Source organism: Acinetobacter pittii ANC 4050, from assembly GCF_000399685.1.
Classification (GTDB): domain Bacteria; phylum Pseudomonadota; class Gammaproteobacteria; order Pseudomonadales; family Moraxellaceae; genus Acinetobacter; species Acinetobacter pittii_E.
This window is the reverse complement of sequence record NZ_KB976987.1, coordinates 3,391,564-3,417,445: the sequence shown is the minus strand read 5'-3', so window position 1 is coordinate 3,417,445 and position 25,882 is coordinate 3,391,564. Positions and strand designations below refer to the sequence as shown.

Sequence of the window (25,882 nt, the reverse complement as noted above, 5' to 3'; positions counted from 1 at the left end):
TAGCTTTATGATGCTATGGCTTTGTCGGTTACTCTGTAGAAACTATGTAGCTCTACAAAATAGATCTAACTTAAAGATCAAATAATTTACCTGGATTCATCAAACCATTTGGGTCAAATACTTTTTTCAATGCCTTCATATATTCAATTTCTTCAGGCGAACGCGAGTATTCCAAATACGGCTTTTTCGTCATGCCTACACCATGTTCAGCAGAGATTGAACCATCGTATTTTTTCACGGTATCAAACACATATTTATTCACCACCTGACACTTCGCAAAGAACTCATCTTTGGTTAAGTTTTCAGGTTTTAAAATATTTAAGTGCAAGTTACCGTCACCGATATGACCAAACCAGCAAATTTCAAAGTCTGGATAGTTTTCTTGAACAATTGCATCAATCTCACGAATAAATGCTGGCACGTGAGTAATTAACACTGAAATATCATTTTTGTATGGAATAAACGGCGCAATTGATTCAGAAATATCTTCACGTAAACGCCATAAACTTTCTACTTGGTCAAGGCTCTGGCTCATTACACCATCAAGTACCCAACCTTGCTCCATGCAATGCTCGAAAATCTCCATTGCTTTATCGATAATCGGCTCGTATGGTGCTTCAAACTCAAGCAATACATAGAACGGGCATTCAGTTTCGAATGGACGTTGTACATGACCATTATTTAAAACTTTTTGCATTGCAAGTTCACCAAAGAACTCAAATGCCGTTAAATCGATATCTTTTTGGAACGCATGTAGTACAGGCATTACTGCATCAAAGTCAGGAACACCTAAAACTAAAACTTGTAAGTTTTGTGGTTGACGCTCAAGTTTAATTTCTGCTTCAGTCACTAAACCTAATGTACCTTCCCCACCAATAAACAAATGCTGTAATGCATAACCAGTTGCATTTTTAACCATGCCTTTGTTTAAACGTAGAATATCGCCTTTACCAGTCACTACGGTTAAGCCAAGCACCCAGTTACGTGTCATGCCATATTTAATAACTTTAATACCACCGGCATTAGTACCGATATTACCGCCAATCTGGCTAGAACCTGCTGACGCAAAGTCCACTGGATAATACATGCCTTGTTCTTCTGCATAATTCTGCAATTGCTCAGTCACAACGCCAGCTTGCACTCGAACCATACGATCTGCCGGAAAGAACTCAAGAATTTGGTTCATTTTGTCCATGCTAATGACAATTTCCCCATTGGTTGCTACCGCACCAGCAGAGAGACCAGTACGACCACCTGACGGTGTAATCGCGATATTAAATTGGTTCGCAAGCTTTACAACTGCCTGAACTTGTTCAGTCGTTGATGGAAAAACGATGACCGATGGGTTCGGATTAAAATGCTTGGTATGATCTTTACCCCAGTTTTCGAGACTATCAGCATCGGTTTTAATACGGTTTTCACCGACGATTGCTGTTAATTGGGTGAGTAACTCAGGTGTTAAAGCGACTGGAGCATTCATCGTTTGCAGACCTAGCAAGAAGTAAACTGTGGTGGGACTATGACCTCATATTTCTCAAGGTTCTCACTTGAGCAAAGCCATAATGTTCAAGGAACTCCTATATTCTACATGTATCCGCGCAAGCGATAAAGTTCAGAATAGAGATACTGTCACTACAAAACATGTTTAACGTAAATAAATACTTTCTATGGGGCTTTCAGAGAAAAATCGCATTTAAATAACAACCAAAGCATATTTTTAAATGCTCGACAAGCCATAAACAGAAGTGATTAGACATAGATAAAATTGCCATAAGGCGATGGTATAAACGAAATATCTATAGCGCTGCCCAGTATGTTATTATACCGCCACCAAATTTGGCCTTTGTAGCGGAGCCGTAATGAGCCAACATCTTTCACTACCTAAAGATAAAATCCGTTTCCTTTTGTTAGAAGGCGTTCACCAAAACGCAGTCGATACTTTAAACGCTGCGGGTTACACCAATATTGACTATCGTAAAACTGCTCTTGAAGGCGAAGCGCTTAAAGAAGCAATTAAAGATGCTCACTTTATTGGTATTCGTTCGCGTACCCAATTGACTGAAGAAGTTTTCGAAGCTGCAAATAAATTGATCGCAGTAGGTTGTTTCTGTATCGGAACAAACCAAGTTGATCTTAAAGCAGCAATGGCACGTGGTATTCCTGTATTTAACGCACCGTATTCAAATACGCGTTCGGTTGCAGAGCTTGTACTTGCCCAAACGATTCTTCTTCTTCGCCGTGTTCCTGAAAAATCGGCGGCTTGTCATCGTGGTGGTTGGGACAAGTCTGCTGTCGGTTCTTTTGAAACTCGTGGCAAAACTTTAGGTATTGTGGGTTACGGTTCCATCGGTTCTCAACTTTCAGTTCTTGCTGAAAGCATGGGTATGCATGTCATTTATTATGATGCAGTAACTAAATTACCGATGGGTAATGCTCGCCAAGTTGGTTCTTTAGATGAGCTTTTAGCAACTGCAGATGTTGTGACTTTACATGTGCCAGATGTTCCATCTACACGCAACTTCTTCACTAAAGAACAATTTGCGAAAATGAAAGAAGGCTCAATTTTCTTAAATGCTGCACGTGGTACATGTGTAGTGATTGAAGATTTAGCTGATGCAATCAAATCTGGTCATATTGCTGGTGCAGCGGTTGACGTATTCCCGAAAGAGCCAAAAGCAAACGGTGAAGAATTCCAGTCTCCACTTCGCGGCTTAGACAACGTGATTTTAACTCCTCACGTTGGTGGTTCAACCATGGAAGCGCAAGCAAACATCGGTTTAGAAGTTGCAGAGAAATTTGTTGCTTACTCTGATAAAGGTATGACACTTTCTGCGGTTAACTTCCCAGAAATCGCATTACCATTGACAGCTGGCCAACACCGTTTATTGCACATCCACAAAAACGTACCGGGCGTATTGTCTAAAATCAACAACTTGTTTGCTGAACAAGGCATCAACATTTCTGGTCAGTCACTTATGACTAAAGGCGACATCGGTTACCTCGTCATGGACGTTGACGCTTCTGCTTCTCACGAAGCTTTAGATATGTTGCATGAAGTTGAAGGTACAATTCGCGTGCGCGTATTGTTCTAATACGAACTGTAAATTTAAAAGCCACAGCAATGTCTGTGGCTTTTTTATGGGCATTTACATTATCATGTGAAAAGTATACCAATCGATCAAATAATAAAATGTCCAGTTCGAACCAGAAATCTCAGCTGCATGCTTTGGGCTTTCTCATTCTCGCTATGTTAAGCGTACAAAGCAGTGCATCTTTAGCAAAAATTCTGTTTCAGGACTTTCCTGTGCTCACTGTCTCTGCAATGCGCTTATGCCTAGGTGCAATTATTCTTGCCATTATTTTCCAAATTTGGCGAATTAATTTTAGTCAGGTTCGCTGGAAAGCTATCTTGGCTTATGGATTTGCGCTTGCAGGAATGAACGCACTGTTTTATCTATCGATCGAACGCTTACCGATTGGAATTGCGGTTGCTTTTGAGTTTATTGGTCCTTTAAGTGTGGCGTTATACCACGCACGCCAAAAATATGATTTTGTTTGGGTGAGCTTCGCAATTATTGGGCTGATTTTACTTTTCCCTTTCAATCAGGCCCATAGTCTAGATTGGATTGGGGTCTTATTTGCTGTTAGCGCAGGCGCTTGTTGGGCGCTTTATATTATTGCTGGGCAAAAACCTTCAGGTATTTCAGGTAACCACACAGTATGTTTAGGAATGAGTGTGGGTGCATGTATCTTATTACCCATTACTCTGTTCTCAGGTTCAATTGGGCAAGTGATAGAACTTCCCTATCTTTTTTATTTTATCGGTTTAGCCATTTTAGCCAGTGCACTTCCGTTCTCATTAGAAATGTTGGCGCTGCGCAATTTGACGCCTTTAAGCTTTGGAACATTGATGAGCCTAGAACCCGCAGTTGCAGCGCTATCTGGTTTTATCTTTTTAGGCGAATATCTGTTATGGAACCAATGGCTAGCCCTTGCAACCATTATTACCGCTTCTGTTGGTTGTACCATAACCACCCAAAAAGCTCGCCAAGAACGTGAAAAAGCGGCAAGTTAATTTAATGATCTTTGCCAGTTAAAACTCAGTATTCGTTATAATTGACTCCTATTATTTTTTAAATATCAAATGAAGCGCTAAGGTTTTTCCATGCAAAATCTTCCAATTATTGCTGTGCTGTATATGATTTTGTCGATGGTTTCTTATCAAATCAGCGCTTCATTTGCCAAGCAGCTTATTGCTACATTAGACCCGCTCACTGTCACAATTTTAAGACTCTGTTTTGCAGCAGTTATTGTTGCCGTCATGTTTCGTTCATGGAAAATCTGGTCTCGCTTACCCTACTTAAAATGGCGTGATTTGTTGATGTACTGCGCATCTTTAGGGTTAATGAATATCCTATTTTATACTTCGCTCGGAAAATTACCCCAAGGTATTGCTGTTGGCTTAGAGTTTATTGGTCCATTAGGCCTTGCGCTTCTTTCTATTAAACAAAAGAGTGACTACATTTGGGTAGCGCTTGCCATGTTAGGCATCGCACTTATGGTACCTTGGCAAAACCCAGTTCAACACAATTTCTCGTATGTAGGTGCAGCTTGCGCCCTAGGAGCAGGGCTTTGCTGGGCCTTCTATATTTATTTCGGCCATAAAGTTGTGACTCAAAATATAGGGATGCATGCATTAACAATTGGAATTGGCGTATCTGCACTTGCATTACTACCAATTGGGATCTGGCATAATGCTCCTGCATTACTTGAGACCCAGTACTGGGGTAAAGCATTACTTATTGCGGTTTTAGCGACTGCTATTCCCTATGCGCTCGACTTAATGGCTCTCAAACAACTCAATAAATTAACTTACGGTACTCTAACAAGTTTAGCACCAGCATTGGCAGCATTAACGGGTTTCTTATTACTTCACGAAGAAATCAGCACGCTGCAATGGGTGGCTTTGGCTTGTGTAATGCTGGCCTCGATTGGGGTTACTTTAAGAAGTACTAGAAAAGCTGCGTAGGTTTGCTCTACTGCTGCTTTTTATACTTTTTATATTCCTTTAAATATTTATTACCCAGCGTTTCTTTTTCACTATCTTTCAGAATTTTTCCAGCTTGCTGGAAAAACTTATGCTCTTCTTCTTTTAAATGGTGATGGACTTTTTCACTCAACTGTTTGGCGGTTGCTAACCAGCTAGGGCTACTCATATCGGTTTTTTCAAGCTGTTCAACCAACTCATCCATTTCATGATGTTCGGATAAAGCATGTCGCGTAATATCTAAACCCACATCATCAAACATTAAAGGAATATAGAGATAACGGTCTTCGGCAACTGAATGGGCATAAAGTTCATTTTTTAATGCATCAAATAATTCTTTTCGTTCTTCGGTTAAACCATGTGTCTGGATTAATTGCTCAGAAAGGTTTCGTTGATTTTCATGGCTTTCTCTTAATGCTTCGAAAATATTCATTCTCTTCCTCATTTTTAGCTAAAAAATCTTTTTTATTTCAAGGTTTATCATACGTTGAAATTTATATTATTTAAGTAGCTTAAAATGAGACTATTTTTTACACAGTTTTCTTTCTAGTAAGTTTCTGTAATGATTTTTATATTTTCAATGAGGAAGGATACATAAAAAGTATGAACTTCTCTTTAAGATCAGCTCATACTTTTTTATCTTATTTAGCCTGTAACAAACATTTGATAGCCCAAACGGCAAATTAGAATACTGACTAAAATTAAAAAGATAATACGGACAAAACCACTACCGTATTTAAGCGCAGTACGCACCCCAACAATAGAACCAAGCACATTAGCTACCGCCATCATCAAACCAATATGCAAAATAGCGTGACCAGTTGGAATGAAGAAACTCAATGCAGCCAAGTTCGTCATAAAATTACCAATTTTTGACAAAGCTGAGGCATGTAAAAAATCAACTTGTAAAAAACGGATAAAGAAAAAGATAAAAAAGCTACCGGTACCCGGCCCAAAAATTCCGTCATAAAAACCAATCGCCAAACTACCAATAGCAGCCAAAATTAACATTTTGTTGGTAATTTTTTGCTCTGTATGAACTTGACCAAAGTTCTTTTTAATTAAGGTATAGATGGCTATTACAATCAACATTACAAACACAAAAGGACGTAATACCGATTGGGGAATAAGTGACAAACAAGCCGCACCAGCAAAAGAACTAATCAATGCACAAATGGCAATAACGGCTAAAAGCTTCCATTGCAACTTTACTCTTTTTGCAAAAGTATAAGCTGCAGATGCAGTACCAAAGATTGAAGATAATTTATTTGTACCAATAACCGTTGCAGTCTGCATGTTCGGAAAAGTACTCATGATACCGGGAATCTGGATGAGTCCGCCGCCGCCTACAGCAGCATCAATTGCTCCCGCAGTAAACGCAAAAAAGATCAAACTAAGGATAACATCCCATTCCATGCCCATGCTCTATACTCTACATCTACTACAAATTTAAGATACGCTTAGGTACCAACCGTTTTTTATCGGTAATCTCAGCTAAGCCTAAACAGCGCTCACCCGAAAACACCAAAACTTCTGCTTCTGCAGAATGCTCAATATTGCTTTCTAAACCGTTGCAAAAATATTTTTCACGTCCTTCTGGAACTTGAATTTTTAGGAAATGGTCAACTGGAGCATAAACTGGAAGTAGCAAAGCTTCTCTTTGCTCTTCTGTTAAGCTTTCCAGATATTCAATGGTATAACTCGGAATAAGCTCAAAATGTCCTGTTTGAGTCCGGTTTAGCATCGTTAAATGCCCACCACAGCCAAGAGCCTCACCAATATCTTCACCGAGTACACGGATATATGTCCCTTTAGAGCAGGTTACATCCAGAGTAATCGTATTTTCGGTAAATTCTAAGAGCTCTAAAGCATAAATTGTAACTGGGCGAGCTTCACGCTCAATCTCAATACCTTTTCGGGCAAGCTCATATAAGGGTTTGCCTTCTTTTTTCAAAGCCGAATACATGGGCGGAACTTGTTGAATATCACCTCTAAATTTCTCTAAGGTTTGTTCAATAAACTCTTGGTTAAGAACAGGGACAGAACGTTCTTGTAAAATATCCCCTTCCACATCACCTGTTGTTGTGGTCTGCCCTAATCGAACAGTGGTTTGATAGCGCTTTGTGGAGTCCAGCAAATAATGTGAAAACTTGGTCGCTTCTCCCAAACAAATCGGGAGCAAACCTGTTGCCAATGGGTCTAAAGCTCCAGTATGACCTGCTTTTTGGGCGCGATATAACCAACGCACTTTTTGCAAAGCCGCATTTGAACTTAAGCCTAATGGTTTATTTAATAGAAATACACCACTGATATGGCGACGAGAAATTTTTTGATTTTTTGTCGTCATTTTTACTGGAACACAAAGCTAGAAAAAAGTGCCGACATGTTAGCAAATTCGGCAAGATATTTTCACAATATTTAGGTGCCTTTTCACTTATTTTGTGGCACATTAATGATCGAGTAAAAAAACAACAAATTAAAACTTAAGGAAGATATCTTTATGCAAGGAATGCAGAAGAAGGTATTGTGGTGCGTGCTCGGATTTTTTATTTTGAGCCTCATTGCATGTGTATATTGGTTAAGTCCTGATTCAAAAAATACATCAACTCAACTAAATCAGGATGAAGCTAAAAGCTTAGCGTCTACGCCACAAACCTCTTTAAATTCAACGTTAAATGCAGATGCTTACCATAGTAAAAGTCAGCAAGATACCGAAGTGAACTGTCAGTTAAAAATTGATAGTTCCCAGCATTTGGTCGTGAATAGTCAAACACGCGACTGCTTTGAGTATTTTATTACCCAATATGGAGAAAATGATTTAGAGCAAATCAAAAATCACTTTGGGAAATTTATTCAAGGACAATATTCTGAGCCCGCTCGCTCACAGATTATAGATTTATGGGGCCGTTACTTAAAATATCGCGAACAACTGGCTCAAATCCAAACACCTCCATCAAAACAACAAGATAAAAATTATTTTCAAAAGATTTTTAATTCAATTCAAGATTTAAGAAAACGTTTCTTTTCCGTCACAGAAATTGAAGGACTTTTCTCAACCGAAGATATCTATCAGAACTATACGCTTGATCGTATGCAAATACTTGAGGACTCGTCTTTAAGCGAAATTGAAAAGGCACAAAAACTCAAAGAACGCTTTGAACAACTACCAGAAGACTGGCAACAGAACCTGCAAGAACTCTCTAAACTTGATGATTTACATACACTGACCAAACAAATTAGAGCTCGTCATGGTTCTGCAGAAGAACTTAGACAAATGCGTACAGCACTCGTCGGAGCTGAAGCAACTCAAAGGCTAGAAACTTTAGATACACAGCGTAGTGCTTGGCAGCAGAGAGTCACAAGTTACTTGAGTGGACGAGATGAAATTATTAAAAGTAATATGAGTGATAGTGCTAAAAATCAAGCCATACAACAATTACGCCAACAACAATTTAACTCATCACAAGAACAATTAAGACTTCGAACTTTTGAGACGGTCCATGATCAGGGAGGTGAACTGCCATTTAATTATTAAGCCTTTTCTTTTAGGAATAGGCTAAACATTCACTAGCAGTAAGAAGCTGCTTTTCATACAAAATAAAAATAGTGAGTAAAAAATGAAAAGGAAGTTAATGTTTTTTTGCGCTGCAATGCTCTCAGGACTGAGTATTTCGGCGGCCCATGCCACAAATGCTGAACAAGTTAAAAACTCGTTCGTTTATTCATCTTACGCACAAACCAAATATCCATTGGTTTTTAACCATGGTATGGCAGGTTTTAACCGAGTTGGAACAGATACTCTTGGTCTCGATTACTGGTACCAAATTCTTCCTGATCTGGCACGTAATGGAGGAAATGTCTGGGCAACCAGAGTGTCCCCTTTTAACTCAACAGAAGTGCGTGGAGAACAACTTGCCCAACAAGTAGAAGAAATTATTGCCATTACCGGTAAACCTAAAGTCAACTTAATCGGTCATAGCCATGGGGGCCCGACAATTCGCTATGTGGCCGGTATCATGCCAGAAAAAGTTGCCTCACTCACCACAATTGGTGCACCTCATAAGGGCTCACCAATGGCAGATGTCATCCTGAACGTTGAGGGTACTCCTCTATCTGGACTGACAACGTTAGTAAACTGGTTTTCAGCAGCCATTACTTGGGCAGGAGGCCTAGATCCGACAAGCTATCCGCACGATTCTTTAGCCGGAGCTCATAGCTTATCTACGCAAGGTTCTGCAAAATTTAATGCTCAGTTCCCAATGGGTATACCGAGCACTTCTTGTGGTGAAGGAGCATATCAAGAGAAAGGTATCTATATGTATTCTTTCTCAGGAAATAAAGCTCTCACCAACCCATTAGACCCATTTGATATTGCGCTTACTGGCAGTGGTTTAGTAGTCGATCCATTTGGTGATAATGATGGACTTGTTTCCCGATGCAGTGCCAAATTTGGTAAAACAATTCGTGATGATTACAACTGGAATCATTTAGATGAAGTGAACCAAGTACTTGGGGTACGTTCTATTTTTGCTTCCGATCCTGTCTCGGTTTACCGTCAACACGCAAACCGTTTAAAGCTTCAAGGATTATAGTTTTTAAACAAAAAATGCGCCAAAAGGCGCATTTTTTTACTCGCTATAAGCTTACGCTTTACGAGCTGGTAATTTTTCACGAATACGTGCAGCTTTACCAGACAAGTCACGAAGGTAGTAAAGTTTAGCACGACGAACGTCACCACGACGTTTCACTTCGATTTTAGCAACAACTGGTGAGTGAGTTTGGAATACACGCTCAACACCAACACCGCTAGAAATTTTACGTACTGTGAACGCAGAGTTCAAACCACGGTTTTTCTTAGCGATTACAACACCTTCAAATGCTTGAAGACGTTCACGATCACCCTCTTTTACTTTTACTTGAACGATGACAGTGTCACCAGGAGCAAAAGCAGGGATATCAGATTTTAACTGTGCATTTTCAACAGCTTGAACTAAAGGATGTTTACCACTCATTGTGGGAATCTCCAATATGTGCGGAGTCAGAAGAGGTCTGAGGTTCCGCTGGGGATAGAGGCTAAAGCGCATATCAACCCGTTTATCTTTCCCTTTACGACAATATGTCTATAAAGAGCCTTTAAATATACATAAAACTATTCATTAAATAGAATTATGTTTTAACTCGAAGCATTGCTTCTCGTCTGATTGCAGAACTTTCGTTCTTGAGAATAACGATTAAGAATTACCGCCATTCTCTTGCATATCTTTTAGCCATTTCTTTTGCTGCTTAGTCAACTCAACCTTTTCAGCCAACTCCGGTCGGCGCTCTAGAGTTCGTTGATATCGCTGCAAAAAACGCCATTTTTCAATATTGCCATGATGTCCAGATTTTAATACCTCTGGCACATCCAGCCCTTCAAAATGGTCAGGCTTTGTATATTGTGGACAATCTAAAAGACCATCAACAAAAGAATCTTGTACTGCTGATTGTTCATCTGACATTACATTCGGCAAACGGCGAATAATACTGTCAAGTAACACCATAGCGGGCAGTTCACCACCAGATAAAACATAATCACCAATTGACCATTCTTGATCAACATAATGCTGGATCAAACGTTCATCTACTCCCTCATAACGTCCACACAGTACGATTAAGCCGTCATAATCGACAAACTGCTGTACTGCCTTTTCATTTAAGGTTTTGCCTTGTGGGGACATATACACCACAGGGACATGAACATGTCCTGCTTGTGAGGCAAGCTGTTTAGCATGTGCAATTGCTTTCGCCAAAGGCTCAGCCATCATCACCATACCGGGGCCACCACCAAATGGACGTTCATCCACTCTTCTGTAGTTTCCCTCAGCAAAATCACGAGGATTAATACAAGTGACTTGTACAATATCTCGTTTTGCCGCACGTCCGCTGATGCCGTAGGCTGTAATCGCTTCAAACATTTCAGGAAAAAGCGTAATGACTGCAAAAAACATTACAGACTCCTCTATTTTCCTGCTGTATTAATCCTAAAAGGATTAATAATCTACGCCCCAATTGACGTAAATACGACCAGCTTCAAGATCAACACGTTGTACTACATCTTTGTGCCAAGGAATCATGCGCTCTTCTGAATCAATGCTGTCTGGGGTAGCATGTACCACCATCACATCATTGGCTCCAGTTTCAAACAACTCATGAATTTTTCCTAAGTTTACTTCCTGTTCTTCCTCATCAAGACCTAACACTGTTAAGCCCTTCAAATCCGACCAGTAGTACTCATCTACATCTGCTTTTGGCAGTTGAGACTTAGCAATCCAGATATTAGCGCCAACCAAGCTTTCCGCTCCAGTGCGATCACTCACACCTTTCAACGCGACAACTAGGCCTTTGCCATGGGGTTTCCAACGTTTTACATCTATTGTTTGCCAACCAGCCTTGGTCTCAATGTACCAAGGCAGGTAGTCAAACATGTTGCTCATGGGTTCTGTATTTGAATACACCCAGAGCCACCCATTCAATCCATAAGCTGAACGTAACTGTCCAATCTGAATACGATCTTCGGGAACATTCTGTGTTGATGTCATGGGCTACCTACTACAAAAATTATGCAGTAGCTTTTTTAGCTTGAGCAGCTAAAGAAGCAACACGTTCAGAAGGTTGAGCACCTTGAGAAACCCAGTGAGCAAAACGGTCTGCATCTAAACGAAGTTTTTCTGCTTGACCTTGTGCAGTCGGGTTAAAGAAACCGATACGCTCGATGAAACGACCATCACGTGCATTGCGGCTGTCAGTCACAACGATTTGATAGAATGGACGTTTTTTTGCGCCGCCACGTGCTAAACGAATAACAACCATGATAAAAGCCTTATAATTCTTACGGATTATCCCTGCACCGACCATCGGCAACACTTCAAACCCCTTTCATAGAGGGCGACATTCTACGTGATTTTCGCCCTGAAAGAAAGATTATTTTTTGAGTTATCCGCAGTTTTGAATTTAAAATTACTCTAGCCAATTTGATGCAGCAGATAACGCACAAACAGTTGCACCTTTTGCCCAAAATTTTTGCCCTTGATCATTAAGACAAATGATCCCATCACCAGCTTGTGAACTAGTAGCAATAGGCGTAGCCGTTAACACCCAACTTGAATCAGTTATACTAGCAAAAGCCAAGTTATATAAGGCTTGGCCTTGTTGAGGACTTACACTAGAACCATAAATCGATGTAATCGTCGCATTCGATGGATAACGATTGTGAACTACTTTTTCTGCTTCTAATGTTTGGGCAATATTCATCATTTCAGATTGAACAGCTGTACGATGTCCTTTGCGTAAATACTGCAAATACGAAGGTGTAGCTATAGCTGCTAAAATTGCAATTATTGCGACTACAATCATGAGCTCTATTAAGGTAAAACCATTCTTCATTGCCAATTCTCACTATTTGTTTCACATACATTGCAAGTGACTGTTCCACCACAATCATTATCAACAGCGGTAGCTGTTAAACTTTGGCAACGCAAACCTGAATTTTTAGCAATAAAATTAAAGTTTCTTGAATCTGTAGTTGTCGCTTTAATGACCCATGTCTGCCCATTCGCTGCACCATTCGTCAATAAATTTCCTGCCGTCGTATCATCACTAATTTCAATCGTATAACCGCCTCGTGGTAAGGTTACAGATGTCGTAGTAAATCCTCTATAGGTAAAGTTCTTGGATTTATGCCGTTCCAACTGTTCTGCCAATTTTAGAATTTCACCTTTAGCAGCAGAAGCCGTCGCTCTACGGCTATAACTTTGATATGAAGGGATAGCAATCGAAGCAAAAATAGCGACAATCACGATGACAACCATGAGCTCAATGAAGGTAACTCCCTGATTAAACCGCAGAATATAATATTTATTCATCAGTCATCCCTTAGCGATAACGCTCATACCAACGCGCAGGAACTAAGTGACTTGTACACTGCCACTCGCCCGTTCCACTCTCGTTTCCAGACAGTTGTAATTTCCCACAACTATTAGTCACTGGAGGCTCGTCTCTTTTTGGAACGAATGCTATGCCACGGATACCTGAGCCAATAACGTTTTTATTACATTCAGAGGCTCCTACTGGGCAATTAGTACCAGTTTGTGTTTTAAATCCACTTCCATTCTCTTTATTTTGATCGATTGACCCATCAGAATTAAGGCACGCGCCAAATGGTAAACAGAACGTCTGCTGGTCAGTTTCACCAACTACACGTGGTAAACATGGGTCTGCCGCTACAATACCTGTTCCCTGTGGGTCATAAACAGGCACAATTAAAGTCCCTGTAATTGCCATAGGCTCTTCAAAAGCTTTGAGACCTCCTTTAATACGGAAACTATTATTAGCTTTTTCGGTACCATCGCTCATACTAGAAAGTGAGCGATACCAACCATTTTGTCCCGTCCCCGTATTCGGAAAGAAAATCTGTGCTACTCGTGTTTCTCCAGATCGTAAAATTTGTGGATTTTTTCGAAGCGTTGATCGAGTAATATCTTTCGTTTCAAGCTGGCTATCCGTTAAAGACATTAAATTCTTTTTAATAAAATCTTTGTCGATAATTCCATAGATGTTGTTTACAGGTCTTCCGCTTAATGCTGTGCTTGGTGACATCCCCTCACGGCCTGTAAGCGGATAAACATCTAAAGGTGTACTACGGTCACCTGAAGCAATACCTACAGTAATAAAAGTGCGGATTCCATAATCGTGAATTGTCACTGTTGGCGGTTCATAAAAACGCGGCGCATTCCCAGCTGTATAGTCGTTCGAGCTATCATAAGTAGCATCATTCGTTGCCAAATTGGCTAATCGAACAACTCGAACCCCGAAACTGCTATAAGTCGAATTTGTTTTGGTCTGGTTATTATTAAGATCGATACGGAAAACTTGTCCACCTAAATCGCCAAAATATAAATGGTCTACTAAACCATCAGCATCTCGATCTAAGGTACTAATACGACTCACAATACTATGCTTCATATTAGAGTTATCTACACTAGAGCCTGTATCACTAGTCCACCATAAGCGTTCCCCAGTTTTAGCATCAATAATATAGACAGCGTTTCCTTTTGCTTTTCCATTCGTAAAGCAAGAGTTGCTCAAGGTAATATTCGGGTTTTCATAACATTGGTCGTAGCCACCACCAACAATCATGACCCGTTTAATCACCCCGTTATAACGTATATTCGCAAGTACAGGTTTAGACCAACTCTGCCCCATACGACTATAATCAGTTTGGTCTGCACCTACTCTAAAGAGGAGCTTAGGTGAAGCAGGATTTAAGACATTTAAGCCATAATAACTGCTGCCCCCCATTCGCATGCCACCATAAATATTCATTTGCTTTGCAGTCACTTTTGATACTGCTGAGCTACCACTTCCTGTTGTAGTAATACTATATGCAGGGTCAGATACCCAAGCTCCATCCATACCGTGTGCAGGTGCTGTAGCATCACTTTGACCAACAACTAAAGCTTTTGAAGCGACTGGATCATTTAAAATATCGGCAGGAACGAAAGCCATTTGTTCTATACCAGTTGAAGCATCCACAATATGCAGACCACCTTCCATCGTTCCATAGAGAATAGATTGTTCACGCGCAGATGTTAAATTCCCATTTTCATCTAATGTTCCATTATAGGTAAGCTGTACCGGTAAAGAATGAATACTACCGCCCATCGATAAATATGGTTCATTCGATGTAACTAATGACGAAGGTAAAGACGTAGCGCTAATATCAGTTGAATAACCTAGATAATTTAATATTTTTAACTTCAAGCTAATCGGGAAAGCTTTTAAAATATCTTGTCCAGTTGATGCATTAAATTTTCCTAAAACATAACTTGCTGTATTAGCCACACTATCAAAAGAATTAGTTCCTTCTGGTGGAGCAGCTGGAATTTTTAGCAAATTAGTTCCAGAAGTTGATAGCTTCGTTAAGCTACCATCCGCTGCAACAGCGGAAACATCAGTAAATAAGTTGCGGATTTTAGTTTGTACTGCGTAATAATATTTTGTGATATTTCCTTCTTCATCACGTGTTTCATTTTGTCCAGCAATTGGTAAAGGCACCTTCGAATAAGCCCCACCAAAAAAGACTTTACCTCCATCATTATAAGTAGAGCTATTCCAATAATCTTTTGTACCCGTTCTAAAAGCCCCAGTTGCGTTGTAAACCAACCCACCAGTATTAGCTTCAAAAGCACCAGCATTTGTTCCCGATAAAACAACATGGTATTTCTTTAAATTTCCTCGCCATGTTAAGTAGGTGTTAGCCGGATTTGGCTCAAAAGCACGTAAGTAACCATATTCCTGTAAATTTTTAGGATTCAGTGCATCATAAGGAACTGAGATAGCACCTGTAGTTAAGGGTTCTAAAGGAACTTTATCTAAGTTATTAATAAATGCGATAACGCTATCTGTTACACCTTGCGCACTTTGGGTAGGGTAAAAACCTCCATTTCCATAACCAGGTGCAGCGACCGCATTTGTGGTCTGATTCGGCGAACAATTATCATCACTTTTACGATCAGATTGGGTTCTCGAACTCAAACGACAGGCATTTTTTACATCAGAAGAACTTAAACTAGAAAAGTCACTACCAAAACCCACAAATGCTGTTTGAATAGAAACTCTGGCAGGATTCTTTGTTTTATCAAATAGTCGTTTTGCAAACTCCCCCATACAGACCCAACCAGAGTCTGCTGTAGTGTTCGATAAACCTCCAGAACAATTAAAATCAGCTCCAAAAGTACTACCTAAAGCAGTCGACATGACACTTGCCGAACGTGTATTTGTTGTATTGTTCGGCTCACCATCTGATAAAAAGTAAATACCCTGCCCATCACAGCTTTGACGATTGGCCACCGCAGGCAAAGGAGATTGGTAAATGGCATTTAAGTTAGAAGCATTTCTATCTACAACAATATTTGGATTGCTCGTCGTATCATTTGTTTTTGATTTTGGAATGCCACTATCTGCATTTGCTATCGCATAGTTAAAAGTAGTGTAGTAATAAGTATAAGAATAGGTCCAATCCGATGAAGTATCATAAGCAGTTGCCGTATCCACACCCGGATTAGAGGTTGACCAGTTACTCCAATAGTTACTAGAGCGGCATGGTTGCCATAGATTTGCCGTATCAATTTGTGAATCGCGATAACTGGTACAATATGAATATTCCGTTCTATTATCAGATTTTCGCACACGCTTTATATAGCTATCTTTTCGAATAGCATAATTCACCTCTGAATAGGTCGTTGTACCCATTAAATAAGCAGCAGCTTCTGCATAAGCATGTGCTGAGGGCGTTGACCCACCAGCTGTTAAATTTGCAACGGCCTGTTTTAATTTATAACGCTGAGAACCTACCGTATTTAAAGTACTTGCATCTCCTAAAGGAGCAGCAGCCACCAAAATTTGTCCACTTCGGCTATCACCATTGGCAGAGAAATTCCCCAAGCCCACACGAGTATCATTTAAAACAGGATTATTGCTGGCTAAAAAAGCATTCATACCATTTTTAAGCAGGGCCAAACGGTTTTCACCGTAACTATTGTTGGTCATACTTCCTGATGTATCCAACATCATCACAATGGTTTTTTTACCCGCTGTAGGTGAAGCATAAATTTGTAAATCACTTGCCTGCACCACAGAGCTTGTCATCAACCATGTAAAAGCAACCGAACTCGAACAGATGGCATACCATAAATTATTTGGCTTAAAATTCTTCAATTTTAGTTTCACGATATTCCCCATTATGAACCCGGTGCCGTAATTTGAGTGAGCTTATTGGTATAGTTAAATTCTTGAACTTGAGTACTAAAAGGCACGTTATGATTTGCTAAACACTCAGCCAATGTTTGTTTAGCTGTTAAAGCGGTATCAAAATTGTCGCTAATTTTTGCCGAACTCGTGCTTAAGCAATCTCTTTGTAAAGTTTCGATAGAGGTAGATGCATAGGCTGGTAAAAAAGCTGTTGTAATCACTCGAATACGTTGCGTAGATAGCATGCTTTTAGGAAGTTGTGTACCTTCCGAAGTATTTGTTCCTCGCGGTAAATTTGAACCTGGAATATCACTAGCAGCATCTGTTGGAATACTTACAGCAACTTGAGTAACCACTGCTTGGCGATTACTTCCATAGTCACTTGTTAAATCACAGAAACCCGCTACGCCGCCATCTTCAACGACTGCATTATTAGCGCTTCCTGCTCGAAGTAAACTTGCGCCTCTGGTCTGAGCAAAATTTGTTGCTGTAGAAACAGGCTTATAACAAAAGTTGTATTCCGCACCCGGATTACTTTCATGCTCTTTGAGCGCCGCCCCAATCACATTAGTAATATTAGTTAGAGTGGTAGGATTCATCTGCACAATGAGTTCTAAAGGCGTGTCAGATGACTGAAAATTTAATTGGCTAACTTGGCTATTGGTAGCAACTTTTAAAGAAACAATAGCCACTCTTATGGCTAAAACACCTACAGAAATTACAAGCAATAAAATAATAAGCACAACAATAAGGGTTGCCCCTTTTTCTTTAGATCTACCTTTATGAGTTAAATGGGTCACAGACTTTCCCCCATCGCATTGCGTAGAGCAATTGTTACGTTATAAGTACGGCGTAAGAATCGAGTTGTATTATCAGAAGCATGCACGGTCTGATCTAACATAAAAAAAGACTGCGCCGGATCTATTGCTTTGTTTTGAGCATTATTAGTAGAGCGCGCTAATACAGATATTTGTATTGAAAGAATTCGTGGCGGCATCACAGATGATGTGGCATCTCGGGCAGCCTGTGCAGCAGTCCGATATTGGGGAATGGTATAATAAGCAAAATTGCCAGCCGCATTTTTTGCACCAAACAGCACATGAAAATGATCAATACGCGGCAATACAATTTGACCAGCGTCGCCCAACCCGGCAATCGTGGTCGGTTGAGCTGTGGCGACATTAGAGGGAGTATTTGCATCACATGCAAGTGCATAATCTTGCTGGGAGGTACCATTGCTATCCAGTCGTAAAAAATAACGCTCTACTATTAAATCTCCTGCAAGAACATTCACACCTTCACAATTAGTCATATTCGTAGGCGCAATAAATTGAATCGTCAATTGATCACTTTGCACAGCTGCATTTGAACTATTCTGTATATTTGTAAGACCTTTCCAGTGATTGCTCACTGTACTTACCGTATCACCTGCACCACGGCTCAATAATGTGTCAGCAATATAAGTATTTGCTCCGACATTAGGGACAAAATTAACAGTGTTATTATTAGTTGCTGTTGAACCAGTTAGCACAACGCCGCCCCAAGGCGTCATATCAGTTAATATTGGGTTGGTTACATTTCCATAATTTAGAAGGCGTATATCACGGGCAATATATTCCAAACCAAAAATACCGCTATCTTGTATTTCGGCATTTGCTTTTTGTAGACGGCTGGATAAAAGTCCACCAATAAATAATTGAGTTGCTGCAGCTACTAAAATTAGGCCTAAAGCCAATGCAACCATAAGCTCAATTAATGTAAAGCCTCGTTGTTTCCACGATACAAATGAGTGAGCCATTAATATGCCTCCATCATCAAACAATTTGAATTATTGGCATATACACCATCTGTACTCATACAGCTCGACACATCCGCGCTAGTACTTCCCCCATTTGTTGTAATTACCGGAGAGGTTTTCCCCCAAAAAACAAACAAACACTGCCTCTGCTGGGCCATTGTGGTTGTAACTCCAGGACAATTTGTCATTGTGATTTTCATGCCAAGTTGATCAGCATTTCTTGCTGCTTGATATGCATCAAATTGGGCAAGTTGAGAAGGTGTACAAGCTGAATTGAAACAGGAAGTCGGAGCTGCGGTAGTAGATGAATAATTGCTATAACTACGAACAAATGCAGGATATTGACTAGCTTGAGAATTATTTACGCGAATATTTTCTGCTAACCCTCTCATAATCATCATGGCTTGAGATTTACTTAATGCTTCTGAAGAAGCATCCATAGCCCGAATTTGCAAAGCGACATATCCTAAAATTCCTATCGCAAGTAAAATTAAGGCGACCAATACTTCTAATAAACCAACCCCAGCTTGAGTTTTTTGCTTAGAGCCCCGCATTAACATGTCTCCTCAGCTTTAAAAATTAATGTGCCAAGCTTCGTTAAAATAAGAATTTTCTTTTTATTTATTTTTGAATTACAAATAGATAAAAGCGTATCTTGAGTAATATTAGTTACCACTCCATTTGCATTAAAAGTTAAAGTCGTCGCTGTTGATGAGCTCTGTGTACCATTAGCAGCGATATTTTTAAGCTCAAGAGTGCTATTGGAAGCAGCTTTCCAATTAAAAGAAGTCGGTGTATTTGAAGCTGTTGAATTCAGATTAATGGATACATCTTGTCGACCAAGTATTGCTTGGCTCTTTGATTCTGACAAAGTATTGATTAGGTCTCGTTGATTTTCATCTAGTCGTTTGCTTTCTAATAAATTCGACATAGATGGCGCGGCCATCATCGCGATCATAGCCATGACCGCAATCGTCACCATAAGTTCAACCAAGGTGAACCCGTCTTGCGGAATAATTCCCCTCATCCCCAGACCCCCAAATAAACTTAAAAATTTTTTATTTATTAATTAAATTTTACGCCTCATGCTTACAAAACAAATACAAAGCAGATAAAGGGTATAAAAAAACAGATAACTGTCATATCAACAATTATCTGTTTAACTATTTTAAAATCAGTATGTTAAATAAGTCACACTTTACGCTTGAGTCACATGAATGCGTAATTCTTTAGGAAGGCTAAAAGTAATATTCTCTTCACGCCCCTCTAACTCTTTCGGTGCTTGAGCACCCCAATCTTGTAAACGTTGAATGACTTGTTTAATCAAGATTTCTGGCGCAGAAGCACCAGCGGTCACACCGATCTTGCAAGTCTCATTGAACCATGACTGCTCTAACTGATCAGCATTATCTACAAGGTAAGCAGCTTTACCCATACGTTCTGCAAGCTCACGTAATCGATTTGAATTTGATGAGTTAGGTGAACCTACAACTAATACCACATCACACTTCTCAGCTAAATCACGTACAGCATCTTGTCTGTTTTGAGTAGCGTAGCAAATGTCATCTTTACGTGGACCCTGAATATGTGGAAATTTAGCACGCAAAGCATCAATAACCTTAGCTGTGTCATCAATAGATAAGGTCGTTTGCGTAACAAATGCTAATTTTTCTGGATGTCGTACGGTGAGCGCAGCAACATCAGCTTCATCTTCAACCAGATAAATATCACCGCCTTTTAATTTGTCATATTGCCCCATTGTGCCTTCGACTTCCGGGTGCCCTTCATGACCAATTAAAATAGCTTCAGTACCTTCACGCGCATATTTAGTCACTTCAATATGAACTTTAGTCACTAAAGGACAAGTTGCATCGAAAACTTTTAAACCTCGGCGTTCAGCTTCCTGTTGAACTGCTTTTGAAACACCGTGCGCACTAAAAATTACAATTGAGTCATCTGGAACCTGATCTAGTTCATCAACAAAAACTGCCCCTCTCTGACGTAAGTCATCAACCACAAATTTATTGTGTACAACTTCATGACGTACATAAATGGGAGGGTTGAAACATTCCAAAGCCCGATTGACGATTGCTATGGCTCGATCAACACCGGCACAAAAACCACGCGGATTAGCTAACACAATTTCCATAACAGCCTCAAAATTAATAAAACAGGGGAATTTCTCTTGAATATTTGCAATTAAAACTATTCAGTTTAAACGCACGGTACACTACAATAGCGAAGATATTTTATCATATCAGGAAAAATATCATGTCGGGTCTATTGTTTGTCGTTTCTGCTGCATCAGGAACGGGCAAAACATCTTTGGTAAAAGCCCTGCTTGACCGTGTGAGCAATTTACATGTTTCAGTCTCGCATACAACCCGAGGTCAACGTCCCGGTGAGTTAGATGGTGTTCACTATCACTTCACTACAAAAGATGAATTTCTAGACCAAGTCAACCATGATGGCTTTATCGAATACGCCGAAGTATTTGGTAACTACTATGGCACTTCTCAAGCTACGGTAAAACAACAGTTAGCTCAAGGACACGATGTCTTACTTGAAATTGATTGGCAAGGTGCAGAACAAGTCCGCAAGCTTTTCCCTGAATCAAAGCAAATATTTATTTTGCCTCCAACTCAATTTGATCTGCGTCAGCGTTTATCTAATCGCGGCACTGACTCAGTTGAAGTCATTGAGCATCGTTTAAGCTGTGCAGTAGAAGATATGCAGCACTACACGAACTTTGATTACATCATTATAAATGATGATTTTAATAAAGCCTTACATGAGCTTGAAGCTGTGATTACAGCGAACCGTTTAGTGCTATCTCAGCAAGCAAAACGTCATCAAATATTAATCCAAGACTTGATTACTCCTCAACCAAAACAGGAATAACTTGAGTCTAGATCGAAAGCCTTTTATACTATTTAGTCTGTTCAAATTCACCATTCCAAAACGAGAACTTTTATGGCACGCGTCACCGTTGAAGATTGTTTAGATCATGTAGACAACCGTTTTGAGCTTGTGCTCGTTGCAAGTAAACGTGCTCGTCAATTGGCACGTCAAGGCATGGAGCCAACTGTAGAATGGGATAACGACAAACCGACTGTAGTTTCTTTGCGCGAAATCGCGGCAGGGCACGTTACGAAAGAAATTCTTAAACAACGTGAGCAAGATTACCAAACTTCTAGTCTTGATCTTGCCCTTTCTACAAACAGCTTGAATTTAGAAGGTTTTTCTTTCTAATTCACTCTGTTTCATAAAAAAACCATCGTTTTTTTGCGATGGTTTTTTATTTGGCTTTGCGCCATATTCAAACATATTGGGAAAAGCAATTATTTTCATTGAAAAAAAAATACACTTTTTCAAATGAAAAAATTGACAAGTTCCGCAATATGCTTTTCATTAAGAAGCAGATAGATTTAGTTTTTCAGCAATAGGAAAAAGGGTGATTTATGCCAGGCGAAGAGGTCAGCCAAGCCAAGCAACAGCTCAAATTAATTATCGACCCTTACTTATCGGTAAGCGAAGTCGAAAAAGTGCTTGCTGCCTGCGATTTTGCCGATCTAGCGCACACTGGCATTACACGTAAAAGTGGCGAACCCTATATTTTGCATCCGATTGCGGTAAGCTGCATTCTTGCAAACATGCGTTTAGATGCTGAAACTTTAATGGCAGCACTTTTGCATGATGTTATTGAAGATACTCAATATACAAAAGAAGATATTATTGAGAAATTTGGTCTAACCGTTGCCGAGCTAGTCGATGGTGTAACCAAACTTAGCCAATCAAGCGATAAAGAATATAACAAGGCAGCTTCATTCCGAAAAATCTTGCAAGCAACCTTACAAGATCCACGTGTCATCATTATTAAATTAGCAGATCGCTATCATAATATGACAACTCTAGGTGCTCTACGTCCAGATAAACGTGCCCGTATTGCTCAAGAAACTTTTGATATATTTGTACCGATGGCAAGATTAGTCGGCATGAATGAAATGGGCGATAATCTAGAGAATCTCTGTTATCAAAACCTTGATCTAGATATGTTTGATAACGTTCAAAATGCACTGCTTCAAACAAAGCCAGAACGTTGTAAATATCAAAGTATTTGGGAACAAAACCTCGCTGAACTTCTGCATAATTATCATATTCAAGGCCGTATTAAAAAGAAAAATAACAATATCGAATTATTACGCCATTTCGTTAAAAACGAGATGGATCTCCAAGAGCTTACCCATAGTCATGCTTTTGAAATCGTTTTACAGTCTATTGCCGACTGTGACCGCTTAGTCGAAGCATTAAGAGAAAACTTTCAGGTTATCCAGTATCAAGACCATATTCGTCGCCCATTACCTGGCGGGAACCAATCTTTACTGATTAAGCTTAAAGGCGAAAAAACGACGCTCTCTCTTACCATTCAAACCGAGCTGATGCGTAAAGCTGCTCGTTTTGGGGTCGTGTTAGGCGAAAATGCGCCGCAAACTTGCCGTTCTGCCATTCAAGCCTCAATGCAGAACTTAAATACATTGATTGATGGCGAATGTGCTAAAACAACTTTCAATGATTTACTCGATTACCTACACCAAGAAAAAATCTGGGTATATACGCCACATGGTCAACTGCATGAGCTGCCACAAGGCGCTACCGTAGTTGATTTTGCTTATTCAGCAAGTTTATTTTTAGGTAACCATGCCGTTGGCGCAAAAGTCGATGGTGAGATTAAACCACTTTCTACCCCATTAGTTAGCGGTCAGGTTATCGAGATTATTACGGATGTTTTGGCAACACCAAACCCCGACTGGCTAAGTTTTATTAATACGCAGAAAGCTCGTCGTGCATTACAACATGTGCTTAAAGATCAAGATATCGAAGAACAACGTCTAGTTGGTGCACAAGCCCTTTCTCGTGCACTGAAACTCTTTAATCGTTCAATCAATGATCTTTCTGACGCTGATTGGCTAGATCTGTTGCAATGGCGTCATATCGATAATAAAAATACATTGTTTGAACAAATTGCAGTAGGCGATTTATTACCTCAACTTGTAGCAAATCACCTGTTTGCCCATGACAAACACCCACAAGTGGAAAACTCAGATCGACTTATTCAAAGCACTGAAGGTGTCGACGTTAAATATGCACACTGCTGCAATCCAATTTTAGGCGATCCAATTCAAGGACACTTAACACGTCGTGGATTAATTGTGCATCGGATTCGCTGTCATAACTTACTACATGAACAACATCTACACCCTGAAAATATTATGCCGCTTCAATGGAAAGCAGATGATGTAGATGATGTCCGTTTTACAGCCTACCTTGCTATTTATATGGCGATGAATGATGAACAGGTATCAGACCTGATTTATCAATGTCGTAAAAACAACGCTGGTGTAGAGATGGTTCACTCAAATGAGCAGAGAACTTTTGTGAATATTGTAGTGAATAACCGTAAGCACATTGCAAAAGTCATCCGTGATTTACGCATGCACTATGGTTTCCCACGTATTGAACGTTTAGATGCTCCTACGCCACAAATGGAAATTTCAAAAGTAAGCTAAGTTTCTCTAGAGATGATTGACTAGATTTATGTTTCCTTAACAAAATCAAACTTTCCAAATTCACTTAATCAATTAAATCGATGGTACTTTTGTCCAAAGCTATCATCGATTATGATGGAAATAGATTTAATCAAGGAGAACCAAATGTCCCGCCAAGTCATTCATACTGAAAATGCCCCTGCTGCTATCGGCACCTATTCTCAAGCTATTTTAGTAGACAATACGCTATATCTTTCAGGGCAAATTGGTTTAGACCCATACAGTATGGAACTTGTAGAAGGTATTGAAGCTCAAATTCGCCGTGTATTTGATAATTTAAAAGCAGTTTGTGAAGCTGCTGGTGGATCACTTGCAGATATTGCTAAGCTCAATATTTTTTTAACTGATCTATCAAATTTCCAACTCGTCAACCAAATTATGGGTGAATATTTTGCTCAACCCTACCCTGCACGTGCAGCGCTTGGAGTAGCAAGCTTGCCAAAAGGTGCATTAGTGGAAATGGACGGAATTGTAATTATTAATCAATAAGATATAAAAATTAAAATATCTAAATTTCACTATTTAATTTTTAAAATATGAGCCACCTTGGCATAAAAATCTAAATTATTTTTAGATTTCCGCTTAGGTGGTCTTTTTTTATTCAAAATCCCCATAAGTATAAATGAGATTTTAAATGAATTTCATTGACAAACGATAATAATTATCAATAATATCAATTATCGCATTTATATTTGGGGATCACTCCCATGTACGTTTGCTTGTGTCGTGGCATTACTGATCAGGATATTAAAGACGCTATCGAAAATGGCGCTGAAAGCTATCGTGAAATTCGCGACTTGCTTGATCTTGGTACATGCTGTGGACGCTGTGCACCAGAAGCTCGCGCTATCATTAGCGAAGAATTAGCAGAAATCGCTGCTCGTATTTCTGTAGCTGCATAATAAAAATGAATATTTAACAAAATTTATTGACTCCTCCACCGCTTTTTGCGGAACGTTCATAGTTCCTCATTCAAGCGGTTTTTTTTGGCATAAAAACCTTCTTTCTAATATTGTGTTGTTTTTGATTGCGATTTTCATTTGCTGTTCCATAAATTACTCGCCATCTCCATGATTGTTCACTAAAATGGATTTATAGATTGCCTTGATTAAGTTTGAGGCAGAAATTGTTTTGGAGTAGCTACAATGAAAGGCAATCGTGATGTCATTAATCAGCTCAATCAAGTGCTGTATCATCATTTAACTGCAATTAATCAATACTTTTTGCATTCACGCATGTTTAATGACTGGGGAATTGAGCAGCTTGGTTCTGCTGAATATAAAGAATCAATTCGTCAAATGAAACATGCTGATAAAATTATTGAACGTATTTTATTTTTAGAAGGTCTACCTAACCTTCAACATTTAGGTAAACTTTATATTGGTCAACACACAGAAGAAGTTCTCCAGTGTGATATCCGTAAAGTAAAAGAAAATATAGAAGCAATTCAAAAAGCGGTTGCTTTAGCTGAAACAGAACAAGACTATGTCACTCGTGACCTTGTTCAGGAAATTTTAGAAAAAGAAGAAGAATATTGGGATTGGCTAGATACTCAAATTGATCTTATTGGCAGCGTAGGTATTGAAAACTATATCCAGAGCCAAATGTAATTTCTCATAAAAAAATCCCCTTATACTTAAGGGG

The 25,882-nt window shown here is 39.5% G+C and carries 28 protein-coding genes and 1 pseudogene; 12 read left to right on the top strand and 17 right to left on the bottom strand.

Annotation, left to right across the window (positions count from 1 at the left end; all coding sequences use genetic code 11):
- Positions 1-70 precede the first annotated feature (70 nt).
- On the bottom strand, positions 71-1,480 hold the full coding sequence (locus F931_RS19780; RefSeq protein WP_016142911.1) for an FAD-binding oxidoreductase: 1,410 nt from the start codon (positions 1,478-1,480) through the stop codon (positions 71-73).
- A gap of 379 nt (positions 1,481-1,859) precedes the next feature.
- Here F931_RS19780 and serA point away from each other — a divergent pair, with 379 nt between their 5' ends.
- The 3 genes from serA (at position 1,860) to F931_RS19765 (ending at position 5,029) form a co-directional block, all read left to right on the top strand.
- Positions 1,860-3,092 (top strand): phosphoglycerate dehydrogenase, encoded by a 1,233-nt coding sequence (serA, locus tag F931_RS19775; protein ID WP_016142910.1) that lies wholly within the window; start codon positions 1,860-1,862, stop codon positions 3,090-3,092.
- 98 nt (positions 3,093-3,190) lie between these two features.
- Positions 3,191-4,075: an EamA family transporter gene (locus F931_RS19770; RefSeq protein WP_025470438.1), complete on the top strand. Its 885-nt coding sequence runs from the start codon at positions 3,191-3,193 to the stop codon at positions 4,073-4,075.
- Between the two features lie 90 nt (positions 4,076-4,165).
- Positions 4,166-5,029, top strand: a complete 864-nt coding sequence (locus F931_RS19765; RefSeq protein ID WP_016142908.1) for an EamA family transporter — start codon at positions 4,166-4,168, stop codon at positions 5,027-5,029.
- A 7-nt stretch (positions 5,030-5,036) separates the two neighbouring features.
- Here F931_RS19765 and F931_RS19760 read toward each other — a convergent pair whose 3' ends face one another.
- From F931_RS19760 to truB, 3 genes are all read right to left on the bottom strand, one after another.
- On the bottom strand, positions 5,037-5,480 hold the full coding sequence (locus tag F931_RS19760; RefSeq protein WP_001019905.1) for a hemerythrin domain-containing protein: 444 nt from the start codon (positions 5,478-5,480) through the stop codon (positions 5,037-5,039).
- A gap of 212 nt (positions 5,481-5,692) precedes the next feature.
- Complete coding sequence (locus tag F931_RS19755) at positions 5,693-6,469, bottom strand: sulfite exporter TauE/SafE family protein (RefSeq protein WP_004789764.1); 777 nt, start codon at positions 6,467-6,469, stop codon at positions 5,693-5,695.
- Between the two features lie 19 nt (positions 6,470-6,488).
- Entirely contained in the window at positions 6,489-7,394 is a 906-nt protein-coding gene (truB, locus tag F931_RS19750) for a tRNA pseudouridine(55) synthase TruB (protein WP_016142907.1), read from the bottom strand.
- Positions 7,395-7,547: 153 nt separating this feature from the next.
- On the opposite strand from truB, the gene F931_RS19745 reads away from it, so the two are divergent.
- The gene (locus F931_RS19745) at positions 7,548-8,582 is read left to right on the top strand and encodes a lipase secretion chaperone (RefSeq protein ID WP_016142906.1); all 1,035 of its coding nucleotides are present in this window, start codon (positions 7,548-7,550) and stop codon (positions 8,580-8,582) included.
- Between the two features lie 115 nt (positions 8,583-8,697).
- The gene (lip, locus tag F931_RS19740) at positions 8,698-9,639 is read left to right on the top strand and encodes a lipase family alpha/beta hydrolase (RefSeq protein ID WP_080649767.1); all 942 of its coding nucleotides are present in this window, start codon (positions 8,698-8,700) and stop codon (positions 9,637-9,639) included.
- 51 nt (positions 9,640-9,690) lie between these two features.
- Here lip and rplS read toward each other — a convergent pair whose 3' ends face one another.
- From rplS to ispH, 12 genes are all read right to left on the bottom strand, one after another.
- Positions 9,691-10,059, bottom strand: coding sequence for a 50S ribosomal protein L19 (rplS, locus tag F931_RS19735; protein WP_002116654.1), 369 nt, complete (start codon positions 10,057-10,059; stop codon positions 9,691-9,693).
- A gap of 219 nt (positions 10,060-10,278) precedes the next feature.
- Entirely contained in the window at positions 10,279-11,034 is a 756-nt protein-coding gene (trmD, locus tag F931_RS19730; protein ID WP_016142904.1) for a tRNA (guanosine(37)-N1)-methyltransferase TrmD, read from the bottom strand.
- Between the two features lie 42 nt (positions 11,035-11,076).
- Positions 11,077-11,625, bottom strand: coding sequence for a ribosome maturation factor RimM (rimM, locus tag F931_RS19725; RefSeq protein ID WP_002116736.1), 549 nt, complete (start codon positions 11,623-11,625; stop codon positions 11,077-11,079).
- Positions 11,626-11,644: 19 nt separating this feature from the next.
- A complete protein-coding gene (gene rpsP, locus F931_RS19720) occupies positions 11,645-11,896 on the bottom strand; it encodes a 30S ribosomal protein S16 (protein WP_000260334.1) in 252 nt (83 codons plus the stop codon).
- A 147-nt stretch (positions 11,897-12,043) separates the two neighbouring features.
- Complete coding sequence (pilE, locus tag F931_RS19715) at positions 12,044-12,469, bottom strand: type IV pilin protein (RefSeq protein ID WP_016142903.1); 426 nt, start codon at positions 12,467-12,469, stop codon at positions 12,044-12,046.
- Positions 12,466-12,948, bottom strand: coding sequence for a type IV pilin protein (comE, locus tag F931_RS19710; protein WP_016142902.1), 483 nt, complete (start codon positions 12,946-12,948; stop codon positions 12,466-12,468). Before comE ends, pilE begins: the two co-directional genes overlap by 4 nt.
- Positions 12,949-12,958: 10 nt before the next feature.
- Complete coding sequence (gene comC / locus F931_RS19705) at positions 12,959-16,813, bottom strand: PilC/PilY family type IV pilus protein (RefSeq protein ID WP_025470436.1); 3,855 nt, start codon at positions 16,811-16,813, stop codon at positions 12,959-12,961.
- 11 nt (positions 16,814-16,824) lie between these two features.
- Positions 16,825-17,634 (bottom strand): PilX N-terminal domain-containing pilus assembly protein, encoded by an 810-nt coding sequence (pilX, locus tag F931_RS19700; protein WP_016142900.1) that lies wholly within the window; start codon positions 17,632-17,634, stop codon positions 16,825-16,827.
- Positions 17,631-18,632, bottom strand: coding sequence for a PilW family protein (gene comB, locus F931_RS19695; protein WP_016142899.1), 1,002 nt, complete (start codon positions 18,630-18,632; stop codon positions 17,631-17,633). The genes pilX and comB overlap by 4 nt, the downstream gene beginning before the upstream one ends.
- Positions 18,632-19,192 (bottom strand): type IV pilus modification protein PilV, encoded by a 561-nt coding sequence (gene pilV / locus F931_RS19690; protein WP_080649549.1) that lies wholly within the window; start codon positions 19,190-19,192, stop codon positions 18,632-18,634. Before pilV ends, comB begins: the two co-directional genes overlap by 1 nt.
- On the bottom strand, positions 19,186-19,659 hold the full coding sequence (locus F931_RS19685) for a pilus assembly FimT family protein (protein ID WP_016142897.1): 474 nt from the start codon (positions 19,657-19,659) through the stop codon (positions 19,186-19,188). The genes pilV and F931_RS19685 overlap by 7 nt, the downstream gene beginning before the upstream one ends.
- Positions 19,660-19,830: 171 nt before the next feature.
- Entirely contained in the window at positions 19,831-20,781 is a 951-nt protein-coding gene (gene ispH, locus F931_RS19680) for a 4-hydroxy-3-methylbut-2-enyl diphosphate reductase (protein WP_016142896.1), read from the bottom strand.
- Between the two features lie 122 nt (positions 20,782-20,903).
- Here ispH and gmk point away from each other — a divergent pair, with 122 nt between their 5' ends.
- The 5 genes from gmk to F931_RS19660 all read left to right on the top strand — a co-directional run bounded on the left by gmk (position 20,904) and on the right by F931_RS19660 (position 24,727).
- On the top strand, positions 20,904-21,533 hold the full coding sequence (gene gmk, locus F931_RS19675) for a guanylate kinase (protein ID WP_016142895.1): 630 nt from the start codon (positions 20,904-20,906) through the stop codon (positions 21,531-21,533).
- A gap of 72 nt (positions 21,534-21,605) precedes the next feature.
- Entirely contained in the window at positions 21,606-21,884 is a 279-nt protein-coding gene (gene rpoZ / locus F931_RS19670; RefSeq protein ID WP_002116990.1) for a DNA-directed RNA polymerase subunit omega, read from the top strand.
- Positions 21,885-21,922: 38 nt separating this feature from the next.
- Positions 21,923-22,078, top strand: coding sequence for a hypothetical protein (locus tag F931_RS22435; RefSeq protein WP_014207816.1), 156 nt, complete (start codon positions 21,923-21,925; stop codon positions 22,076-22,078).
- Positions 22,079-22,093: 15 nt separating this feature from the next.
- Positions 22,094-24,199, top strand: coding sequence for a RelA/SpoT family protein (gene spoT, locus F931_RS19665; RefSeq protein ID WP_016142894.1), 2,106 nt, complete (start codon positions 22,094-22,096; stop codon positions 24,197-24,199).
- A 144-nt stretch (positions 24,200-24,343) separates the two neighbouring features.
- A complete protein-coding gene (locus F931_RS19660; RefSeq protein ID WP_002116996.1) occupies positions 24,344-24,727 on the top strand; it encodes a RidA family protein in 384 nt (127 codons plus the stop codon).
- 32 nt (positions 24,728-24,759) lie between these two features.
- Here the strand turns inward: F931_RS19660 and F931_RS22690 are convergent.
- Positions 24,760-24,843: pseudogene (locus F931_RS22690) on the bottom strand (hypothetical protein); the annotation flags it as partial.
- 102 nt (positions 24,844-24,945) lie between these two features.
- Here F931_RS22690 and bfd point away from each other — a divergent pair.
- Both bfd and bfr read left to right on the top strand, forming a co-directional pair.
- Positions 24,946-25,140, top strand: coding sequence for a bacterioferritin-associated ferredoxin (gene bfd / locus F931_RS19655; protein WP_000289091.1), 195 nt, complete (start codon positions 24,946-24,948; stop codon positions 25,138-25,140).
- Positions 25,141-25,383: 243 nt separating this feature from the next.
- On the top strand, positions 25,384-25,848 hold the full coding sequence (bfr, locus tag F931_RS19650) for a heteropolymeric bacterioferritin subunit Bfr (protein ID WP_000678123.1): 465 nt from the start codon (positions 25,384-25,386) through the stop codon (positions 25,846-25,848).
- Positions 25,849-25,882 lie beyond the last annotated feature (34 nt).

Excerpts from the sequence above, each read along its gene's own strand:
- F931_RS19780 (WP_016142911.1), bottom strand. The coding sequence starts at position 1,480 with ATGAATGCTCCAGTCGCTTTAACACCTGAGTTACTCACCCAATTAACA.
- serA (WP_016142910.1), top strand. The coding sequence starts at position 1,860 with ATGAGCCAACATCTTTCACTACCTAAAGATAAAATCCGTTTCCTTTTG.
- F931_RS19770 (WP_025470438.1), top strand. The coding sequence starts at position 3,191 with ATGTCCAGTTCGAACCAGAAATCTCAGCTGCATGCTTTGGGCTTTCTC.
- F931_RS19765 (WP_016142908.1), top strand. The coding sequence starts at position 4,166 with ATGCAAAATCTTCCAATTATTGCTGTGCTGTATATGATTTTGTCGATG.
- F931_RS19760 (WP_001019905.1), bottom strand. The coding sequence starts at position 5,480 with ATGAATATTTTCGAAGCATTAAGAGAAAGCCATGAAAATCAACGAAAC.
- F931_RS19755 (WP_004789764.1), bottom strand. The coding sequence starts at position 6,469 with ATGGGCATGGAATGGGATGTTATCCTTAGTTTGATCTTTTTTGCGTTT.
- truB (WP_016142907.1), bottom strand. The coding sequence starts at position 7,394 with ATGACGACAAAAAATCAAAAAATTTCTCGTCGCCATATCAGTGGTGTA.
- F931_RS19745 (WP_016142906.1), top strand. The coding sequence starts at position 7,548 with ATGCAAGGAATGCAGAAGAAGGTATTGTGGTGCGTGCTCGGATTTTTT.
- lip (WP_080649767.1), top strand. The coding sequence starts at position 8,698 with ATGCTCTCAGGACTGAGTATTTCGGCGGCCCATGCCACAAATGCTGAA.
- rplS (WP_002116654.1), bottom strand. The coding sequence starts at position 10,059 with ATGAGTGGTAAACATCCTTTAGTTCAAGCTGTTGAAAATGCACAGTTA.
- trmD (WP_016142904.1), bottom strand. The coding sequence starts at position 11,034 with ATGTTTTTTGCAGTCATTACGCTTTTTCCTGAAATGTTTGAAGCGATT.
- rimM (WP_002116736.1), bottom strand. The coding sequence starts at position 11,625 with ATGACATCAACACAGAATGTTCCCGAAGATCGTATTCAGATTGGACAG.
- rpsP (WP_000260334.1), bottom strand. The coding sequence starts at position 11,896 with ATGGTTGTTATTCGTTTAGCACGTGGCGGCGCAAAAAAACGTCCATTC.
- pilE (WP_016142903.1), bottom strand. The coding sequence starts at position 12,469 with ATGAAGAATGGTTTTACCTTAATAGAGCTCATGATTGTAGTCGCAATA.
- comE (WP_016142902.1), bottom strand. The coding sequence starts at position 12,948 with ATGAATAAATATTATATTCTGCGGTTTAATCAGGGAGTTACCTTCATT.
- comB (WP_016142899.1), bottom strand. The coding sequence starts at position 18,632 with ATGGCTCACTCATTTGTATCGTGGAAACAACGAGGCTTTACATTAATT.
- pilV (WP_080649549.1), bottom strand. The coding sequence starts at position 19,192 with ATGTTAATGCGGGGCTCTAAGCAAAAAACTCAAGCTGGGGTTGGTTTA.
- F931_RS19685 (WP_016142897.1), bottom strand. The coding sequence starts at position 19,659 with ATGAGGGGAATTATTCCGCAAGACGGGTTCACCTTGGTTGAACTTATG.
- ispH (WP_016142896.1), bottom strand. The coding sequence starts at position 20,781 with ATGGAAATTGTGTTAGCTAATCCGCGTGGTTTTTGTGCCGGTGTTGAT.
- gmk (WP_016142895.1), top strand. The coding sequence starts at position 20,904 with ATGTCGGGTCTATTGTTTGTCGTTTCTGCTGCATCAGGAACGGGCAAA.
- rpoZ (WP_002116990.1), top strand. The coding sequence starts at position 21,606 with ATGGCACGCGTCACCGTTGAAGATTGTTTAGATCATGTAGACAACCGT.
- F931_RS22435 (WP_014207816.1), top strand. The coding sequence starts at position 21,923 with ATGGTTTTTTATTTGGCTTTGCGCCATATTCAAACATATTGGGAAAAG.
- spoT (WP_016142894.1), top strand. The coding sequence starts at position 22,094 with ATGCCAGGCGAAGAGGTCAGCCAAGCCAAGCAACAGCTCAAATTAATT.
- F931_RS19660 (WP_002116996.1), top strand. The coding sequence starts at position 24,344 with ATGTCCCGCCAAGTCATTCATACTGAAAATGCCCCTGCTGCTATCGGC.
- bfd (WP_000289091.1), top strand. The coding sequence starts at position 24,946 with ATGTACGTTTGCTTGTGTCGTGGCATTACTGATCAGGATATTAAAGAC.
- bfr (WP_000678123.1), top strand. The coding sequence starts at position 25,384 with ATGAAAGGCAATCGTGATGTCATTAATCAGCTCAATCAAGTGCTGTAT.